This is a genomic window from Kitasatospora sp. NBC_00070 (assembly GCF_045041205.1).
GTDB lineage: Bacteria > Actinomycetota > Actinomycetes > Streptomycetales > Streptomycetaceae > Kitasatospora.
On record NZ_CP108247.1, the window covers coordinates 3413247 to 3432532 of the forward strand.

General features: G+C 73.4%; 15 protein-coding genes. 5 read left to right on the top strand and 10 right to left on the bottom strand.

Translation table 11 applies throughout. The annotated features are described in order from the left end of the window. Positions 1–12: 12 nt before the first annotated feature. From OHV05_RS15860 to OHV05_RS15885, 6 genes are all read right to left on the bottom strand, one after another. The gene (locus OHV05_RS15860) at positions 13–3324 is read right to left on the bottom strand and encodes a DUF4135 domain-containing protein (protein WP_405018250.1); all 3312 of its coding nucleotides are present in this window, start codon (positions 3322–3324) and stop codon (positions 13–15) included. 1 nt (position 3325) lies between these two features. Continuing rightward, on the bottom strand, positions 3326–5494 hold the full coding sequence (locus tag OHV05_RS15865; protein WP_405018251.1) for an ATP-binding cassette domain-containing protein: 2169 nt from the start codon (positions 5492–5494) through the stop codon (positions 3326–3328). After that, the gene (locus OHV05_RS15870; protein ID WP_405018252.1) at positions 5491–7818 is read right to left on the bottom strand and encodes an ATP-binding cassette domain-containing protein; all 2328 of its coding nucleotides are present in this window, start codon (positions 7816–7818) and stop codon (positions 5491–5493) included. The genes OHV05_RS15865 and OHV05_RS15870 overlap by 4 nt, the downstream gene beginning before the upstream one ends. After that, entirely contained in the window at positions 7815–8681 is an 867-nt protein-coding gene (locus tag OHV05_RS15875) for a hypothetical protein (RefSeq protein WP_405018253.1), read from the bottom strand. The genes OHV05_RS15870 and OHV05_RS15875 overlap by 4 nt, the downstream gene beginning before the upstream one ends. Continuing rightward, the gene (locus OHV05_RS15880; protein ID WP_405018254.1) at positions 8678–9949 is read right to left on the bottom strand and encodes a cytochrome P450; all 1272 of its coding nucleotides are present in this window, start codon (positions 9947–9949) and stop codon (positions 8678–8680) included. Before OHV05_RS15880 ends, OHV05_RS15875 begins: the two co-directional genes overlap by 4 nt. Positions 9950–10058: 109 nt before the next feature. Further along, positions 10059–10223 carry a thiocillin family RiPP gene (locus tag OHV05_RS15885; protein ID WP_403038029.1) on the bottom strand — a complete coding sequence of 55 codons (165 nt, stop codon included), beginning with the start codon at positions 10221–10223 and terminating at the stop codon, positions 10059–10061. Between the two features lie 263 nt (positions 10224–10486). Between OHV05_RS15885 and OHV05_RS15890 the strand changes: the two genes are divergently transcribed. Further along, positions 10487–11428 (top strand): ABC transporter ATP-binding protein, encoded by a 942-nt coding sequence (locus OHV05_RS15890; RefSeq protein WP_405018255.1) that lies wholly within the window; start codon positions 10487–10489, stop codon positions 11426–11428. Next, positions 11425–12267, top strand: a complete 843-nt coding sequence (locus tag OHV05_RS15895; RefSeq protein ID WP_405018256.1) for an ABC transporter permease — start codon at positions 11425–11427, stop codon at positions 12265–12267. The genes OHV05_RS15890 and OHV05_RS15895 overlap by 4 nt, the downstream gene beginning before the upstream one ends. Before the next feature lie 22 nt (positions 12268–12289). On the opposite strand, the gene OHV05_RS15900 is transcribed toward OHV05_RS15895, so the two are convergent. Together OHV05_RS15900 and OHV05_RS15905 are read right to left on the bottom strand one after the other, a co-directional pair. After that, positions 12290–12997, bottom strand: a complete 708-nt coding sequence (locus OHV05_RS15900; RefSeq protein ID WP_405018257.1) for an ABC transporter ATP-binding protein — start codon at positions 12995–12997, stop codon at positions 12290–12292. A gap of 2 nt (positions 12998–12999) precedes the next feature. After that, positions 13000–14445 (bottom strand): ABC transporter permease, encoded by a 1446-nt coding sequence (locus OHV05_RS15905; RefSeq protein WP_405018258.1) that lies wholly within the window; start codon positions 14443–14445, stop codon positions 13000–13002. Between the two features lie 135 nt (positions 14446–14580). Here OHV05_RS15905 and OHV05_RS15910 point away from each other — a divergent pair, with 135 nt between their 5' ends. The 3 genes from OHV05_RS15910 (at position 14581) to OHV05_RS15920 (ending at position 17576) form a co-directional block, all read left to right on the top strand. Then, a complete protein-coding gene (locus tag OHV05_RS15910) occupies positions 14581–15246 on the top strand; it encodes a response regulator transcription factor (RefSeq protein WP_405018259.1) in 666 nt (221 codons plus the stop codon). Next, positions 15243–16490: a sensor histidine kinase gene (locus tag OHV05_RS15915; RefSeq protein WP_405018260.1), complete on the top strand. Its 1248-nt coding sequence runs from the start codon at positions 15243–15245 to the stop codon at positions 16488–16490. Before OHV05_RS15910 ends, OHV05_RS15915 begins: the two co-directional genes overlap by 4 nt. 192 nt (positions 16491–16682) lie before the next feature. After that, positions 16683–17576: a hypothetical protein gene (locus OHV05_RS15920; RefSeq protein ID WP_405018261.1), complete on the top strand. Its 894-nt coding sequence runs from the start codon at positions 16683–16685 to the stop codon at positions 17574–17576. A 397-nt stretch (positions 17577–17973) separates the two neighbouring features. On the opposite strand, the gene OHV05_RS15925 is transcribed toward OHV05_RS15920, so the two are convergent. Then, positions 17974–18630 (bottom strand): nucleotidyl transferase AbiEii/AbiGii toxin family protein, encoded by a 657-nt coding sequence (locus OHV05_RS15925; protein WP_405018262.1) that lies wholly within the window; start codon positions 18628–18630, stop codon positions 17974–17976. Between the two features lie 11 nt (positions 18631–18641). After that, positions 18642–18965, bottom strand: a complete 324-nt coding sequence (locus OHV05_RS15930) for a hypothetical protein (protein WP_405018263.1) — start codon at positions 18963–18965, stop codon at positions 18642–18644. Positions 18966–19286 lie beyond the last annotated feature (321 nt).

The following is a 19286-nucleotide window of genomic DNA, read 5'->3' on the forward strand; positions in this document are numbered from 1 at the left end:
CTCGGGCGGCGGTCAGCGCAGCGTGGCGAGCGGGGCGGTGGCGGGGTCGAGCAGGCGCAGCAGCAGCAGGCCGACGGCGGCCGAGCCGTCCAGCGCACCGAGATTGATCCGGTCGTCGGCGGCCCGGTCCGGGTACCAGCTCCCGGTCGCCCGGTGACGCGCGATCAGCTCGCCGACCAGCAGGGCGGCGGCCTCCCGGCCGTCGTAGAACGGACCGGGGAGCAGCGAGTCCTGCGGATCGGAGACGGTGTGCAGCAGCCCGGCCTCGGCGGCAGTGAGTGCCTCGCCGGCCGTGGCGACCAGGTCGCGGGTGCTCCGGCCGGTGATCTGGTGGGCACTCACCGGCGGGGTGAGGGCGCCCAGTTCGGCCGGGTCGACGGTGCCGGCACCGAGCGCGACCGCGGTGTCCAGGCAGGCCAGCCGGCCGGCCCGGGTCGCGGTGGCGAAGCGGTGGCCGCGCAGCCGTTCGCGGACCGCCTCGGGGGCCGCGAGCAGGGCGGGCGCCTCGGCCACGGTGCGGGCCAGCGCGGCGGCGATCGAGTCGGGACCGGCGGGCACCAGGTCGAGGAAGCCGTTCTCGGCCTCGCCCTCGGTCTCGCCGCCGGGCTCGGCGTCCAGCTGCTCCAGCGCGGCGGCGGCCAGCGCCCGGATGCCGTCGTCGGTCGGCGCGTGGCCCGGGCCGGTGACCCGGCGCAGCCGGAGCAGGTTGAGCAGCAGACCGGCGCTGCCGAGCGGCAGGTCCGGGTTGGGCGTCCGGGCCGGGCGGCCCGGACGGGTCGGCGCCGGGCCGGCGACCGCGACCGTACCGGGCACCAGGGCCTGGGCGGAGGCGACCAGTTGGGGCTCGCCGAGCAGGGTGCCGACCCGGGCGAGGGCGTGGATCAGCGCACCGGGACCGGCGAACCCGCCGGGGACGGGTGCGCCACCGGCCAGCCGGCTGTCGGCGGCGAAGGCGAACGCACGCGGGGCGGCCGGGTCGATCAGCCGGGCGGCGGCGGTCAGGGTGTGGTGGGCGGCCCGGTGGAACCTCGGTTCGCCGGTGGCGGCCCAGAGTTCGGCGAACAGCACGGCCAGCCCGGGGGTGCCGCTGACCAGGTCCAGGCCGAGCACCTCGACCTGCCGCAGTCCGCTGCCGGGGTACCAGCTCTGGCCGAGCCAGCCGTTGCCGCGCCGGTCGGCGAGGATCTGGTCGCCGATCCCCACCGCGAGGTCGAGCAGCTCCCCGTTGCCGGGGATCCGGGACCGTACGGGGGCCGGTGCGGGCAGCTCGGTGCCGCCCCGGGCGGCGTCCACGCAGCCGGTGAGGACGGCGAGGTGGCCCTCCAGGTCAAAGCCGTCGAGCTCGGCGACCCGGTCCTGCAGGCGCTGCCAGCCGGTGCTGCGGAAGTGGCCCGGGATCTCCCGGCCCTCGGCGGTGAAGACCGAGGTGGAGGAGGTCAGCGAGCGGAAGAACGGGATGTCGAGCTGGCGGAACGAGTCGAGCTCGGCGAGCACCACCTCGAGCAGGTCACCGCGCCCGGGGTCACCGGCCAGCGCCGTGATGGCACCCTGCAGCGCACCGGCGATCACCGTCTCGCGGGTCGCGCCGCTGTCCAGCGCGAGCGGGCTGGTGGAGGCCCGGATGATCTTGTAGCCGTCCCAGGTGTGCCGCCAGATGTAGCGCACCCAGATGCCCCGGAAGCCAGCCAACGGGCCCTCGGGAGAAGCGAGTTCGTCCCGCAGCCGGTGCAGCGTCCGGTGCATCTCGCGGTAGCCCTCGGTCAGCTCGGCGCTGTACTCCCACGGGTCGGCGGTGACGGTGGCCCCGGCCTCGTCCAGGTGCACCGGCCGGTACGGCGGCAGCGGCAGTGCGGGCACCCCGGGGGTGATCTCCAGGCTGCCGATCCGGGACAGGCAGCCGATGTCCAGCGCGCCGCTCTGCTTGGCCGGGGTCCAGGGCTGGAAGGCCATCGCGGTCCGCACCACGGTGGACTCCAGGTCGTCCAGCAGACCGTGCTGTTCGGCACTGATGGTCGGCGGGGTCTGCACCCGGGGGTAGAGCAGGCACTCCAGGTCGATCAGCGCGGGGTGCTCGCCGTCCGCCAGCAGGTTGTCGGCCCACAGGTCACGGCCCTCCAGCAGCTGCACCAGACGGATCGTCATGCCGAGCCGGCGGTAGAACCGGGCGAAGCCGCCGGCGTCGGCGCAGGGGCGGTGCGGGACCAGCTCCTCCCAGCCGTAGTCGCTCTCGCAGTCGGCGGCCAGCGAGGCGGCGTGGCCGTCGTCGCCCCGGTCGCTGCGGATCAGTACGGTGCGCACCGGCAGGTCCAGCGACAGCTCCTCGTTCAGGCGGCGCGACAGGTCCAGGTAGGCGGCGGCGTGCCGCATGTCCTTGGGCTTGTAGACCACCGCCCGGTCGTTCGCGAAGTACAGCAGCGACACCGAGCGGCCGCCGGCGTGCCGGTCGCCCGCCTCGCCGCGCACCTTGTCCAGCGGGCCCGGGTCCTGACCGTCCCACATCTGCTCGACCAGCAGCGCGCGGTCCGCCGCCAGCCGGGCGAACAGCTCGGTCTGCACGTGCTGCCACTGCCGGCAGACGGTGCCGACCAGGTAGGCCAGCGCGGGCAGCCGCTCCAGCCGGGCCAGCCAGCCCTCCTGCGAGGTGTCCAGGCCACCGGCGGCGTCCCAGTCGGTGGCGCGCGGACGGCCGGTGGTGGCCTGCAGCTCGTGGCAGAACGCCAGGTTGCACGCCTCGACCAGCCGGCCGGTCAGGGTGCCGGCCAGATCGGCGCGGGCCCGGTCGGTGACCGGGACGCCGAGGATGCCGCCCGTCCCGTACGGCAGCAACTCGTCCGCGGCGGCGGCGAAGGCGGCGCCGAGCGCGCCCGGGGCACTGGTCCCGGCACTCGCCGCGACCGGCAGCGTGCGCAGGAAGACCGCCAGCGCGAGCGCCCAGTCGGGCAGGTTCGACGGATCGGCGAGCACCACCGAGCGCAGCCCGTCGCCGAGCGGACGGCCGGTCTCGGCCAGGTGGTCCAGCAGTGCACCGGCGCCGCCGTGCTCGCCGGCCGCCCGGCGCAGCCAGGTGTCCACCGCGGCGGTCCGGCCCCGGCGGTCCTCGTCCGGGTCGGGGGCGAACGACGTGCTGCCGTCCGCCCGGGCCTCGGCCCGGTCGGCGAACGAGGCGGCGGCCGTCACCACGGCCCGCAGCCGTTCGTCGCCCCTGGGCAGTTCGGGAAGCAGCACCCCGGCCTCGGTGGCGTGGTCGGCGGCGGCGCGGTCGTCGGTGTGCGGGGTGGAGGCACCGTCGACGGGGCGGAGCCAGGTCTGCAGGTCGAGCGGCATCTCACATCTCCTGGAGTCGGGCGAGTCGGGTGAACAGCGGGTCGTGGCCGAGTAGTTCGTCATAGCTGCCGGTGGCCGTCAGCCGACCGCCGGAGAGCACGTGGATCCGGTCGGCGGTACGGATGGTGCTGAGTCGGTGGGCGATCACCACCCGGGTGCGGTCGAGGCCCGCGACGGCTTCGGCGACCCGCAGCTGGGTCGCGTTGTCCAGCGCGGAGGTGGCCTCGTCCAGCAGCAGGACGGCGGGCCGCCGGACCAGGGCGCGCGCCAGCAGCAGGCGCTGCACCTGACCACCGGAGAAGCCCTGGGCGTCCTCGCCCACCCGGGTGCCGAGGCCGAGCGGGAGGGCCCGCAACTCGTCGGCGATACCGGCGAGTTCGGCGGCCTTCCAGACCTGCTCCTCGGTCACGTCGGGGTCGCTGCCGGCCAGGTTCTCCAGCAGCGAGCCGCGCAGCATCCGGCCGTGCTGGAGCACCACGCCCAGCCGGCGCCGGACCAGTCGGGCGTCCAGCCCGGCCAGGTCCTGGCCGTCGTAGCGGACGGTGCCGGACCCGGGCGTCTCGAAGCCGAGCAGCAGGCGCACCAGGGTGGACTTGCCGGCGCCGGACGGGCCGACCACCGCCACCAGTTCGCCGGGCGCGGCGTGCAGCGACACCCCGTCCAGCACCGGCGCGGCGCTGCCGGGGTAGCGGAAGGTCACCCGGTCCAGCGCGACCGAGCCGCGGAGTTCCCCCGGGTCGGTCAACTGCCGGTTCCCCTCGGCCGGGTGGACCTCGGCCAGGATCGGGCGGATCCGGTCGAGCACCGGTGCGATGCCGTAGGCACTGGCCGCCGCGTGGGTGACCTGGCCGAGCGCCGCCGCGACCTGACCGGCCGCCACCCCGGCCGCCATCAGGTGCCCGGACGGGGTCGACCCGTCCAGCACCGCCCCCGCCAACAGCACCGCCAGCAGCAGCGGTTGCAGTCCCGCGGTGAGGGCGCCGGCCGCCGCGTCGGCCCGCTGGGCCGCCGCGTCCGCCCGCTTCTGGGCGGCGAACGGCACCGCCCAGCGGGCGAAGGCCTGGATCTCCCGGCCCGCCGTCTGGATCTTGTCGATCCCGAGCAGCAGCCCGTACAGCACGCCGTTCAGCTGTCCGTGCAGCTCGAACACGGTGCTCTCGTGGCGCTGGCGGCGGCGACCGAGCAACAGCAGCAGCCCGGTCACCACCAGCACGGCGAGCAGCAGCAGCCCGCCGAGCCAGGCGTCCACCAGCAGCAGGACGGTGAGTCCCGAGGTGGCGAACACCGCCCCCAGCACCGCGCTGACCAGCACCTCGGACAGCGCGGCCCGGGCCTGGGCCACCGCGTTGGCACGGTGCACCAGGTCACCCGTGGTGTAGTCGCGGAAGAACCGGGCGTCGTGACCGAGCAGACGGTCCCAGACAGCCGGTTCCAACGCGCTCTGCACCCGCCCGGTGAGCCGGACGGCGGCGGTGTTCCGGACGATCACCAGCAGCCAGGCCGCCAGCACCGCCGACCCCAGCAGCAGGGTCAGCCAGCGCACCGGGTGCCGGTCGGCCGCCAGCAACTGCGGCATCAGCACACCCGCGCTCAGCGGCACCATCAGTCCGAGCAGCGCCGCCCCCAGGCCGGCTGCGGTCAGCCGCCCCAGGTCCCGCCGGGCCCCGGGCACCCGGAGCACGAACCGGGCCAGGTCGGCCGGGCCGAGGTCGCCCGTGGGCAGCGGCAGGTAGAGCAGCAGCGCCCTGTCCTGGAGTGCCACGGGGACCCGCCCCGACGGATCGGCCGGGTCGTACCGGCGGTGGCCACCCGCCGGTCGCGGCACCAGCGCGACCGGTCGGCCGTCCGCCGCCGCGAACCCCACCATCGGCCCGGCCGTACCGGCCGGATCGCCGTGTCCGTCCGCCCCGGTCGGCAGGGTCACCGGCCGGTACCGCACCTCGGCCGACCGCAGCAGCGCGGTCAGCGGGTCGCGGGACTTGCGGGCGGCGGGCGGGAGTTCGGCCCCCTGCGGGACCGCGCCCAGCGCGGCCAGGGCGGCCTGCGCCTGCTCGGCCGGGTCTCCGGCGGCCACCGGGGCCACCGGTCGTCCGCCCCGGCCGACGTGCAGCACGCCGACGGCTGCGGCGAGCGCGGCCCGGTTGGCCTCGGCGGTGGCCGTGGCGGTCATGACTTCCCCTCCTTCTCGGTCTCGGTGTCCTTGGTCTTCGTGGTCTCGGTCTTCTCGGCCAGCAGCATCCGGTACGGGCCCGGGACGGCGGCGAGTTCGGCGGGGGCGCCCTGCTGGACGATCCGGCCACCGGCCAGCACGACCACCCGGTCGGCGGCCTGGATGGTGCTCAGCCGGTGGGCCAGCACCAGGCAGGTGGTGCCCCGGCGCCGCAGGTGCTCGTTGACGGCCGCCTCGGTGTGCGCGTCCAGCGCGGAGGTGGCCTCGTCCAGCACCAGCAGGGCCGGGTCGAGGGCGAGCGCGCGGGCCAGTTCGAGCCGCTGGCGCTCACCGCCGGAGAGGTTGCGGGCGTCCTCGTCGATCCGCCCGGCGTCCAAACCGCCGCGTCGGGTCACCAGTTCGACGACCTCGGCGTCGTCCAGCGCGCGCCGCAGGGCGTCCTCGTCGGCGGCCGGGTTCCAGAGCGTCAGGTTCTCCCGGACGCTCCCCTCGAAGAGCCGCAACTGCTGTTCCACGTAGGCGACCTGACCGGTCACCACCGAGCGGTGCCAGTCGTCCCGGGGCCGGCCGTCCAGCAGCACCTGGCCGGACCAGGGGCGCAGTACCCCAGCCGCCAGCCTGGCCACCGTGGACTTGCCGCTGCCGCTGCCGCCGATCACGGCCACCCACTCCCCCGGGCGGATGTGCAGCGAGATGCCGGTCAGCGTGGGCGGCCGGTTCGGGTCGTAGCCGAACTCGACGTCGCGCAGCTCCAGTTCACCGCTCAGCCGGGGCGCAGTCCGGAGACCGTCGGCGTCGTCGGCCGGGGCGTCCAGGACCGGGGTGAGGTACGGGTCGGGCTCGGTGCTCTCGACATCCTCCAGCAGCGCGTTCTGCGCCCGGGCGATGGTGAACTCCGAGGCCGCGCCGACCAGTTGTCCGACCGGCGAGAGGAATCCGTTCAGCAGCAGCAGGAAGGCGAGCAGGGTGCCGACCGAGAGCGAGCCGCCGAGCAGCATCGAGGCGCCGACCACCACCACGGTCGCGGTGGCCGCGGCGTTCAGCGCGCCGGGCAGCGAGAGCGGCACGATCACCGCCGTGGTGACCCGCTGGCCGGTCTCCATGGCACGGGCCTGCCAGCCCGCCCAGGACCGGAAGAACGAGTCCTCCGCACCCTCCGCCTTCAGTGTCTCGATCGCCGACACACCGGCGAACGCGACCCCGTCCCGCTTGTACTGCTCCGCGTGCAGCCGGTGCACCAGACCGCCGCGCCGCCGGTCCGCGACCCGCAGCGCCAGCAGGTCCAGCACCGCCACCACGACCGGCACCGCGGCCAGCCGTGGCTCCAGCCAGACCAACGCCGCCAGGTGCACGGCGGCGGCCGCCGCCGAGGCGGAGGCGGCCGCCACCCGGTGCGAGAGCAGCATCGCCAGGCCGTCGTTCATCTGCACCCGGGTGACCAGACCGCCCAACTGGCGACGGTGGAAGAACGATCCGGGCAGCCGGAGCAGCCGCCACAGGAACCCGGCCGAGGCGCGGGCCGCCATCGCCTCCAACACCCGGTTGACCAGGGTCTGTTGGAGCCAGGTGCCGAGCAGCACCGTGCCGGCCACGGCACCCGCGGCGAGCGCCAGCGGCACCGCCCAGGAGGTCGAGCCGCCGATCACCACCGAGCGGAGGTAGGCCCGTAGCAGGAAGGCCGCCGCGACCCCCGGCACCGCCAGCGTCACGGACAGCAGCACCGCCAGCAGCAGCGGTCCGGCGAACGCGCGCATCCGTGCCGTCAACGCCCGCAGCAGCGGGAAGCGTCGGCCGCCCGCCTCGAAGTCGGGACCGGGTTCGAAGCCGACCGCGATCCCGGAGAAGGTGTCCCAGAACTCGGCCGGGGTCGCCGAGTAGGAGCCCAGCGAGGGGTCGTTGATGTGCACCCGGCCGCGCTTGATCCCCTCGTAGATCGCGAAGTGCGGGCCGGTGACCAGGACCATCGACGGGACCTGGAGGTTCTCCAGGCCGAGCAGCTTCTGCTCGGTCCGGTTTACCCGCCGTCCCTTGGCGATCACCCCGTACCGGCCGGCCGCCTTGGCGACCACGGCCGCGCTGACGCCGTCCCGGCTCACCCCGCAGGCCCGGGAGGCCTCCTGGAGCGTCACCCGGCGGCCGAACGCGCCCAGCACCACGGCCAGGCAGGCCGCGCCGCAGTCCTGCTCCTCCATCTGTGGCACCACCGGTGTCCGCAGGTGGCGGCGCGGCTTGCGCGCGGTGGGCGGTGGCGTCCCCTTCGGCTGCTTCGCCGGCTGCGGCTGCTCCGCCGCCGGGGCCGCCGTCTCGCGGACGTCGAGGCTCATCGCCCGGCCCCCGATCCGAACACGGCCTGGTACGGGTGCCTGGCACCCAGGTCGACCGAAACGGTCAGCGGCAGCGGGCCGCGCAGCTGCCCGACGGCGGCCGGGATGCTCGCGTAGGCCGTCCACACCGGGGCCGACCCGGTCGGCAGACCGGGCAGCGGCACGGTGAAGGTACCGTCCAGCGAGTCGGCCCGGACCGGCAGGGCGTCGGCCGTGGTGACGGTGGCCCGGACGGTCCCCACCCCGGGCACCGGCACCAGCACCGTCCGTCCTGGCACCAGCTGCCCGGCGTCCTGCACCGAGGTCGCGAAGATCCGTACGGTCTGCGGGAGTCGGGCCGAGTCCAGCGTGACGAGACCCGCACCGGGGGCGATCGCGCCGCCCGGGGTGGCGAGCAGGGCGGTGACCGTGCCGGCGGACGGCGCCCGGACAACGAGCTCTTCGCCCGCCGGTGTCCGGAGCACCGCGATCGGCTGACCCTGGGTCACCAGGGCACCGGTGCCGATCCGGTAGGAGAGCAGCGCGCCCGCCTGGTCGGCCCGGACGGTCTCCGGAGCCGGACCGTGCGCGAGCACCGCGGGCAGCGCGAGCGTGTGCGGCAGCGAACCGAACACCGCCCAGCCGGCACCCGCGCCGACCGCGAGCAGCAGCGCGGCGGCGGCGACCCGGAGCCGGGCACCGACCAGTCCCACCGGGCGGTCCAGCCCGGGCTCCAGGACTGCGGCGGCCCGGGCCGCCGCGACGGCGGTGGTCTCCTTCGGGCCCACGGTCGGCTGCTCGGTCTCCGGGCCGTTCGGCCTGGTCGCGACGGTCACGTTCTCCCCGCTCTCCGGTGTCCGCGTTCTGGTGGCTGTACCGCTCATGGCTGTGCCGCCCCCACCAGGGCGGCCGGCTCCGTCGCCTTCGACGGGCACCGCAGCGGCAGTTCGCGCATGCCGCCGAAGACGAACTGGGTGCTCCACGGCACGGTCCGCTCGGTCAGCGGGGTGCTCAGCTCGCGGGTCCGGCCCGCCTCCGCCAGACCGCGCAGCACGGCGGCGCCCGCCATCAGGGAGAGCGGTGCGCCCAGGCAGTGGTGCGGGCCGTGGCCGAAGGCGAGGTGACGCGTCTCGGCCCGGCCCGGGTCGAAGACGTCCGGGTCGGCGAACCGGCGCGGGTCCCGGTTGGCGGCCGCGTACAGCAGCAGCGCGACCCGGCCGGCCGGGACGACGGTGTCGCCGAGGGTGATCTCGTGGGTGAGGGCGCGCGCACTGGCGCGCACCGGGCTGCCGAGCCGCTGGGCCTCGTCGAACACCGCTTCGGCCCGGTCGGGCCGGCTTCGGATCAGTTCGGCGAGGTCCGGGGAGCGCAGCAACTGCCAGACGGCCAGGGCCAGTCCGGAGGTCAGCGTCTCGAGTCCGTTGGCGAGCAGCATGACCACGAAGGCGAGCAGGTCCTCGTCGTCCAGCCGGCCCTCGCCCCGGGCCACGGTGAGCCGGCTGATCAGGTCGTCGCCGGGAGCGGCGGCGCGGGCGGCGCAGAGCTCCTCGACGTAGCTGCGGAACTCCTCGAACTCGGCATCCAGTTCGGCGATCCGGGCCGGATCGGCCGGGGCGTCCTGGCTGCCGAAGTCGTCGAGCAGCGAGCGGGCCATCAGACCGGCCCAGCCGGTGACCCGTTCCTGTTCGGAGTCGGGGATGTCGAGGATCGCGCAGGAGACCGCCACCGGCAGTGGCACGGCGAGATCGGCGACCACGTCGAACTCCCCTGCCGCAAGCAGGGGTTCCAGGGTCCGGGTGGTCGTGTTCTCGATCCGGGTGCGCATCTGCTCCAGGCGGCGGGCGCTGAAGGCGGTGGTGGCGAGGCGCTTGAGCCTGGTGTGGTCGGCGCCGTCGCGCATCGGGAGCATCCGGTTGACGATCCGGGCCAGGGCGGTCGAACCGGCCCTGGGCAGACCGACGGTGGTCGGGTCGACGGCCGTCCCCGGGTGCATCAGGACGGTGATGATCTCCTGGTAGCCGGAGACGACGTGCACCCGGCCGAGGTCGAGCACCGGCGCCTCGGCCAGCAGGCGGCGGTAGAGCGCGGGCGGGTCCTGCTGGGCGGCGGGCTGCTGGATGAACCGCGTCAGCTCCTGCCGGAGGTTCTCCATGGCCCGGCTCTCCTTCACTGGCTGGCCCGATGGGGGGTGGAATGCGGGGGAAGCAGGGTGCCGCGGTGACCCCACCCGGGGGCGGGCTCACCGCGGCACAGGACCCGAATTACTCGGCAGCGACCTCGGCCGCGGCGTTGGACACCGAGCTGAAGCTCGAGACCGGGCAGGCGGCGCAGGCCAGCGAGCTGACGGAGACGCCGGCGTTGACGCTGTCCAGCTCCTCGATCTCGATGTCGAACTGGTCGTTCGCGGGGGTGATGTTGTCAGCCATGGTGGGCTCCCTTCGGGGTGTGGCGCCTGCCCCGGCGGGGCTGGTCACCATCGGCGCCGATTCGCTTTCCGGCTTTTTCTCCGGCTCGTTTTCGGCGATGAGGAAACTATGCACCCGGCCCCCATAAGTGCGTCAGTAGGGGATGTCAGAAACTCACCTCTGCAAAATGCAACAGTTGTACCCATGACATTTTGAATACCTTCTGACCTGCGATGATGTCGCCCACTTGCCTTATCAGGACACCCCGGTTCACCCTGTATCCCATGACACTCACCACAGGCCCGGGAATTACCGGGGAGCCAGCCGTGGAAGTAAGCGACCTGCGTCGCAGCTACGGCGACTACGAAGCCGTCCGAGGAATTTCCTTCACGGTCGCGCGGGGCGAGCTGTTCGCCCTGCTGGGCACCAACGGCGCCGGCAAGACCACCACCCTGGAGGTGCTGGAGGGCTACTCCCGGCCGAGCTCGGGCACCGTCCGGGTGCTCGGCCTCGACCCGTACGGCCAGGGCCGCCTGGTCCGGCGGCGGACCGGCGTGATGCTCCAGGAGGGCGGCTTCTTCAAGGAGTTGACCGTCCGGGAGACCGTCGACTCCTGGCGCTCCTTCATCTCCGGTGCGCAGCCCACCGCCGCGGTGCTCGACCGGGTCGGGCTGACCGAGCGGGCGGGCACCCGGGTGGCCCAGCTCTCCGGCGGCGAGCGGCGCCGGCTGGACCTCGCGCTGGCGGTGCTGAACACCCCGGAGCTGCTGTTCCTGGACGAGCCGACCACCGGCATGGACCCGGAGGCCCGGCGGGCCACCTGGCGGCTCGTCAGCGAGCTCAGGGCGGCGGGCACCACGGTGCTGCTGACCACCCACTACCTGGAGGAGGCCCAGCAGTTGGCCGACCGGGTGGCCATCATGGACCGGGGACAGCTGGCCGCCGTCGGGACGGTCGAGGAGGTGCTGTCCGGCCACGGCACCCGGATCACCTTCCCGCTGCCCGCCGGCCTGCTGCCCGCCCAACTGCCGCCCGTCCTCGGCGAACTGCCCACCGTCACCGACGGCACGGTGCGCTACACGGTGGCCCGGACGGCGCCCGCGCTGGCCGCCCTGCACACCTGGGCGGCGGAGCTGGACGTCGAGCTGGACGGCATCGAGGCCCGCAACGCCTCGCTGGAGGACGTCTTCCTGGAACTGGCCCACGAAAAGGCGGAGACCCGATGAGCAGCGCGACCACCACCTCCCCCCACGGCCTGGCCTGGCCCGCCTACGCGCGCGGCCAGTTCCTGCTCTCCTGGCGGGTGTTCTGGCGCAACCGGCGTTCCACCTTCATCGGCTTCCTGCTGCCGGTGCTGCTCAACCTGGTGATCGCGGCCCCGCTCCGCGACCGCCAGATCGCCGGGGTGAACGCGGCGGCGTACAGCACGGTCGGGTTCATCGGCTTCGCGCTGGTGACCTCGTTCATCAACCTGCTGAACGGCGTGGTGGCCCGCCGGGACGACCTGGTGCTCAAGCGGCTGCGCGGCACCGAGGTCCCGCCGACGGCGATCTTCGCCGGGCAGTTCGGCGCGGCCGGCGCGGTGGTCCTGCTCCAGGTGCTGGTGCTGGGCGGACTGTCGGTGATCTGGTTCGACGCACCGCTGCCCGCCGACCCGCTGCTCTTCCTGCTCACCCTGACCGGCGGCTTCCTGCTGTTCGCCGTCCTCGCCGTGGCCCTCTCCGGCCTCACCCCGAGCGCGGAGGCCGCCCCGATGATCGCCACCCCGGTCCTGCTGGTCTGCATGTTCGCCGGCGGCGTGGTCGCGCCGCTCAGTTCGATGCCGACCTGGCTCCAGGGCCCCGCCCACAACCTGCCGCTCGCCCCCGTGGTGGAGACGCTGCGCACCGCCTGGTTCGGCCGCGGCTTCGGCCCGGAGTCCTGGAACGGCGCCCCGCTCCCCGCCCTCGACCTCCTGCACGCCTGGCAGCACGCGGCCCCGGCCCTGCTGGTGGTCGCCGCCTGGACGGCCGGCGCCGCCGTGCTGGGCCGCCGCCTGTTCCGCTGGGAGCCCCGCCACGGCTGAGGGTGGGTCAGCAGACGCCCGGTCAGGCCGTGGTCCCGTGGACGAGCGTGCCCCGCTTCAGGCGGAACACGTGGTCGGAGGCGTCGGCCACGGCGCGGGCGTGGGTGACCAGGACCACGCACTTGCCCTGCCGGTGGGCGAGGTCCCGGAACAGCCGGACGATGTCGGCGGCGGTGTCCTCGTCCAGCGCCCCGGTGGGCTCGTCGGCGAGCAGGATGTCGACGTCGCAGGCCAGCGCACGGGCGATCGCGACGCGCTGCTGCTGCCCGCCGGAGAGCTGCAGGACGCGCCGGTCGCGGTCCTGTTCGTCGATGCCCACGGCGGCCAGCAACTCGGCGGCGCGTCGTCTGCGGTTGCCGCCCCGCACGCCGGCGATCTCCATCGCGCAGGTGATGTTCTGAACGGCCGTCAGGTAGGTGATCAGGTTCAGGGACTGGAACACGGTGGCGGCGTGGCGGTTGCGGTAGCGGCCGGGGCCGAGAGCGGCCACGTCCTGGCCGCGGAAGTAGAGGTGACCCGAGGTGGGCGGGTTCAGTCCGCCGGCGATGGACAGCAGGGTGGACTTGCCGCTGCCCGACGGGCCGACGATGGCGTGCACCCGGCCCGCGTGGAAGTCGACGTCGACGTCCTTGAGGACGTGGTGCATCCGCCCCCGGCGCGGGTAGCCGTGCCGGACACCCTTCAGCTGGAGGAGCGGGACGGCTGCGGCGGAGGGGTCGTGCTCGGTCATGGTCACGCTTCCTTGCTGAGGATCTCGTTGGGGTTCAGCCGCAGGATGCGGATGCCGGGGACGACGGTGGCCAGCACCGCGACGGCCAGCCCGGCTCCGGCCACGCCCGCGACGTCGGCGGGGCCGAGGCGGACGGCGAGGTGGTCGATCGGCTGCGGACCGGCCTGGCCCGGCAGCTTGGGCAGGTAGCCGTCCTGGTTGGCGACCCGGCCCGGGTCCCGCTGCTGTGCGGCCTGCTCGGCCGACCGTTCGGCGGCGTCCACCTGCTGGGAGAGCAGGGAGCTGCCGACGGCCCGGGCGAGCAGCGGGCTGACGGCGGTGGCCAGACCGACGGCGAGGGCCGCACAGGCGAGGATCTCCACCAGGTGCTGGCCCAGCAGCCTGGGCTTCCGCTCCCCCATCGCCAGCAGGATGCCGAGCTCCCGACGGCGGTCCCGCAGCGCGGCCGCCACGACCAGCGCGACGATCGCGGTACCGGCGACGGAGACCAGCCAGACCGTCACGGTGGCGAACCGGGCGGTCTTCCCGATCGGGCCGACCAGGGCCTGGTACTGCTTGTCGTTGACGGTGACCGGGAACAGCACGGGGTCGATGCCGGCCGCCGCGGCGGCCGCCTTGAGCGCGTCGAGCCGGTCGGGGCCGTCCAGGGTGAAGGTGGCCTGCTTGACCACGCTGCCCTCGGGCCCGGTGCCGTAGCCCGCCAGCGTGGTCGCGCCGGCCGGGGTGGTGTAGATCTGGTTGGCCGGGTCGGCCATCGGCGGGACGTACTGGCTGCCGGAGGGCGTCTCGTCGGCGTAGATGCCGACCACGGTGAACTCGAAGTCCTTCCCCTGGTTCGCCGACCCGATCTCGTTGGCCTTCAACATGACCTTCGAACCGACCTGGAGGTTGTTCTTCCGGGCCAGCCGCTGTTCCACCAGCACCACCGGACCGTCGGTGCCCGGGCCGATCCCGGACCCGGCAACGATCTTCGCGTTCCCGTTGCGGAAGGCGCTCAGGGCGGCGCTGTCGTGGATCCCGGTGACCTTGAAGAAGTCCGACATCGGGCCGCCCGCGCCGGGCGGCGTGGGCACCGGCTGGTACAGCTGCGCGGTGCCGGTCGGACCGGCCCCCGAGTCGATCGAGTAGTTGTAGCGCTGCACCCCCGGCGAGCTGCCGACCCGGTCGACGGCCTTGCTGTGGAGGTTGCCGACGTCCCCGATCGTGCCCGGGGCACCGCCGGAACCGCCCGTGAGCTTCCCCGAGTCGATCGCCGCGTTGAGGTCGAACTGCAGGGTGGCGACCGCACCAACGCTGCTCTTGGCCACCGCCCCGGCCCGGTCGGCGGCCGACCGGATCAGGAAACCGGCGAGCACCAGCGTGCAGATCACCGAGAGCAGCCCGGCCGTCAGCACGGTCCGCCCCGGATGCCCGGTCAGTCGCCACCAGGCCCGCTTGAAGAAGTTCATGGCCCCGACGGTAGGGACCGGGATGTTTCGCGAGCGTTTTGTCCCCGGCCCGGGCCCCGACTATGAACGTGCCTCTCATCTGCCTGGATTAGCGTCCGAGCCGGGACCGGGTTCGGGACCGGAGAGGAGTGCGACATGCGTGTCCTGGTCGTCGAGGACGAGAAGCCGATGGCGCGGGTGCTGGAGATCGGCCTGCGCCGCGAGGACTTCTCGGTGGACGTGGTCCACGACGGGTCCGATGCCCTGGACCGGATCGACGTGCACGAGTACGACGCGGTGGTCCTGGACCGGGACCTGCCCGGCGTGCACGGCGACGACGTCTGCCGCCACATCGTGACCACCCGGCCCGAGTGCCGGGTGCTGATGCTCACCGCCGCCGGCCGGCTGGACGACAAGGTCGAGGGCCTGGGCCTGGGCGCGGACGACTACCTCGCCAAGCCCTTCGACTTCCCCGAGCTGGTGGCCCGGCTGCGCGCCCTCTACCGGCGCGGGCCCGAACTGCACGCCCCCGTCCTGTCGTTCGAGGACCTGGACCTGGACACCCACCGCCGGATCGCGACCCGGGCCGGTCAGCCGCTGCGGCTGACCCCGAAGGAGTTCGCCGTGCTCGAACTGCTGATGCGGGCCCGGGGCGGGGTGCTCAGCACCGAGCACCTGCTGGAGAAGGCCTGGGACATCCACGCCGACCCCTTCACCAACGCCGTCCGGCTGACCGTCCACACGCTGCGCCGCAAGCTCGGTCCGCCGCCGCTGGTGCACACCCTGCTCGGCGCGGGCTACTACCTGGGCCGCAGGCCGTGAGGCGGACCCTGCGGCTCCGGAGCCGGCTCTTCGCCGGCTTCGCGGTCACCCTGGTCGCCGCCGCCGCGCTGATGGTCGCCGTCATCTACACCGGCATCCGGTACCTGCCGAGTTACCAGCTCAGCACCGTCGCACCGCACCGACTGCCGGTCGCCGGCGCGGCACCGGCCGACGCGGTGGCCGGCGGGACGGTGCCCGGCACGACGGTGCCCGGCGACCTGACCCAGGGGAGCCCGGCCAGGACGCTCATCATCCAGGACAAGCAGGACGTCTGGCAGACCGTGCTGGTGCTCTCCGTCACCGGTCTGACCACGGTCACCGTGCTGGGCCTGGGAGCGGGCTGGATCATCACCAAGCGCCTGCTGGCCCCGCTGCGGACCATCAACCACGCGGCGGCCACGGCGGCCACCGGCGACCTGAGCGCGCGGATCAACGCGGACGGCCCCGACGACGACCTCAAGGAACTCGCCGACACCTTCGACCGGATGCTCGCCCGGCTGGAGCAGTCGCTCTCCGCACACCGCCGCTTCGCCGCCAACGCCTCCCACCAGCTGCTCACGCCACTGGCCACCAACCGGGCCGTCCTCCAGGTCGCCGCCGCCGACCCCACCGGAGCCGTACTGACCGAGCTCGCCCCGACCCTGGTCGAGACGAACGAACGCAACATCGCGATCGTGACCGGACTGCTCCGACTCGCCGACGCCCAGCACGTCGACCCCGGGTCCGAGCCCGTCGACCTGGCCGCGCTGGCCGCCGAGGCGGTGCGCGAACGCCGGGCCCTGGCCCGCGAGCACGGCATCGAGCTGACCCTGGAGACCGGGGGCCGCTGCGAAGTCCCGGGCAGCTCGACCCTGTTGGGGCAGTTGGTGGCCAACCTGCTCGACAACGCCCTGACCTACAACCACCCCGGTGGCAGCGTCCGCCTCTCGGTGTACCGCGCCGACGGCGTCCACCTGGAGGTCGACAACACCGGGCCCCTGCTCGACCCGGCCACCGCCCACCGCCTGTTCGAACCCTTCTACCGCCCCCAGGGCCGCGTCCACCGCGACGGCCACGGGCACGGACTGGGCCTGGCCATCGTCGACTCGATCGCCACCGCGCACCACGGCACCGCGACCGCCACCGCCCGCCCCGCAGGCGGACTGACCGTCACCGTCGAGCTGCCGCCGCACCACCCGGCGGAGCGGGAGCCCGACCTGACGCCCGGTCAGCCGGTGTCGCCGAAGGTCAGTCGCAGCTCGTAGCGGTGAGCCCGGCAGGTCTCCCGTCTCCCGCCTGACCGCACACGCCGCCCCCTTGGCAGTGGATCACCGGGCCCTGCGCACTCCTGGGTCGGGACGAACGTCCCGCAATCAACCGGCCCAGCACTGGTACACCTGACGATAGAGGGCAAACAGGACATACGTCCGACGCCACTGACGAAGGGTCACCCCCCGATGCAGCGCATTCTGGACCTCGACACCGCCGACCTGGCCACCCTGCGCGGGCGTGAGCTGACCGCCTCGGTGGCCGCGAGCGAGGGCCGCGCCATGGTCGCCGAACTGTGGGTGCACACGGCCATGCTGGCCGGGGCCCACGAGACCGGCGGGGTCTCCAACCTGGAGATCGCGGCCGCCTTCGGCGCGGACATCCTGATCCTCAACGTGCTCGAGAAGGGCTTCGACGGCGAGCGCTGGACCACCCCGGTGCTCGGCGAGTTCGCCTCGGCCGCCGCGCTGGCCGACGCCGTGGGCCGCCCGATCGGCGTCAACATCGAGCCGGGCGACGTGCCGGCGGGCCGCAAGGCCACCCTGGAGAACGCCAAGCGGCTGGTCGACTCCGGCGTCGCCCTGCTCTGCGTGACCGCCAACCCGGCCACCGGCGCCACGCTGGCCGACATGGCCCGCACCAGCGAGCAGCTGCGCGCCGGACTCGGCGACGACGTGGCGATCTGGGCCGGGAAGATGCACATGGCCGGGCGGGTCGAACCGCTGGACGCGGCCGGCATCGCCGCCGTCGCGGAGGCCGGCGCGGACGGCGTCCTGGTCCCCCTGCCCGGCACCGTCCCCGGGGTGACCCGCGAGATCGCCGCCGAGGCGGTCCGCCGGATCCACGCCGCGGGCGCGATCGCGATGGGCACCATCGGCACCAGCCAGGAGGGCTCGCACCGCAACCTGGTGCCCCAACTCGCCCTCAACGCCAAGGAGATCGGCGTCGACGCACACCACATCGGCGATGCCTTCGTCGGCGGCTCGATGGACCCGGAGTTCCTCTACGACTACTCGGTCGCCGTCCGCGGCCGCCGCCACACCTGGCACCGGATGGCCCGCAACGCCCGCAAGCGCCCCTGACCGAACCGGCCGGAGACACAACAAAGGCCCCAGGTCACGGCGAGTGAGTCCTGGGGCTTTCGTAGAGCCGCTTTCGGGATTCGAACCCGAGACCTACGCATTGCGAGACCATAAGGGTTCGTGACACCTCGTTCCGGCTCTTACCGCCCGGTACTGTCTTGCCTGATCAGAGCATGTACACCTTGCTAGGCCATGACACCTGGTGATGCACCGTCCAAAGGCGTCCGTCCACCGCCCGTCCACCGGGGGCGTCCTTGTGGGGGCATTCGGTCCCGTGCGGCGGCCTTGTCGCGTCCCTACAGAACAGCCGCCAATGCTGCGCTCGGGTGCCGAAGCGCCGACAGCCGCCGAAAGAGCCCACTCCAGTTGGCACTCAGGGTCACGACGTCCGGTTGGGTCATCCCTCGTCGACCCGTTCATCGAGGATCTCGGCAGCCCAGGCACGCAGCCGCCGGCGCATGTCCTCCACCTGGCCGCCATAGACGCCGTATGCCTCGTACTCCCGGTCGGGCCAACGGTCGACCGCCCGCAGCGCCTCGGCGAAGTAGCGCGGATCGAAACCGGCATCGTGCTCCGCCGCCAACTGCAGCAGTCGATCACCCGAGTACTGCTCGGAGGCGAGCGCGGCATTCACGTCGAGGTAGTCACGCGGCGCGGCCCGTCCGAACAGCGTGGTCACCTTGTTGGCCACCGCGTCGTCGGGGTGCAGTACGGGACCGATCTCCAACACGGCAGGCGGCCGAGCCCGCCAGTCGCACCCGAGTTCCACCTTCGCCGTGTGCCCCTGCTCGTCGGCAACCGCGAACCGGGCGAACACCTCACCGGACTTCTCCACCTCAACGGTCAGGTCTGCCGCCCGGTACGCGGTGGCCACCACCTCGACGGCTTCGGAGAAGGCGACCGGGTCGGCGATGTCCGTGAAGAGGTCGACATCATCCGACAGCCGTTCCAGGAACCCGTGCACCTGCACCGCATACCCGCCGGCCAGCACAAAGCCGTATCTCGCTGCGGCTTCAAGACCGATACGGGCAAGCCGGGTATGAAACGGGTCCATGCCAGTGAATACTACGCAGCGCTACGGGCCAGCTCCGGGAAATGCCCCTCCCACATCGACCGCACCCGCGGCGGAAGCCACAGCCTCTGCCACACGGCCGACAGAAGCACCGGGTCCAGGAACCGCCGGAGCTCCTCCACATGCATGGCCTCCCGGATGACCGTTTCATAGAGCATCCGAAGGTCAACGTCGTCCGACAGGTCGTAGGCCCTCTTCGGCGTCCAGTCCAACACGGTCGGCAGAACCACGACCCCGTCCGTCGGACCGGCCAGCTCATCCAGCGTCTCCGGAACCGTGTACGGCCGGATCTCCGCGTACCGCACCCGTGTCTCCATGCGCTCAGTATGCCCAGCCTTCGCCCCTTACAGCCACAGTCGGGAGGACTGCCGGCTGATCATCTGGGTGCTGAGGCTCGGCCGACGGGACCCCATCTACGGAGACTGACTTCCTGCCACGACTGAGCGCGGAGAGCACTGCTGAATCCCGCCCCGTCGGGCTTCGCGGGATGGCAGGAGCGCGCTCGCTCAACGGCCCGGCTCTCCGGTGTGCCTGCGCTGACCGTCACCATGCACACCCCTTCCGCGGCAACAAGCGCGACCTCAGTGGACTGCAGTCGCGGCATGGTACGCGGGCGAAGGGACCGACCCGGGTAGATC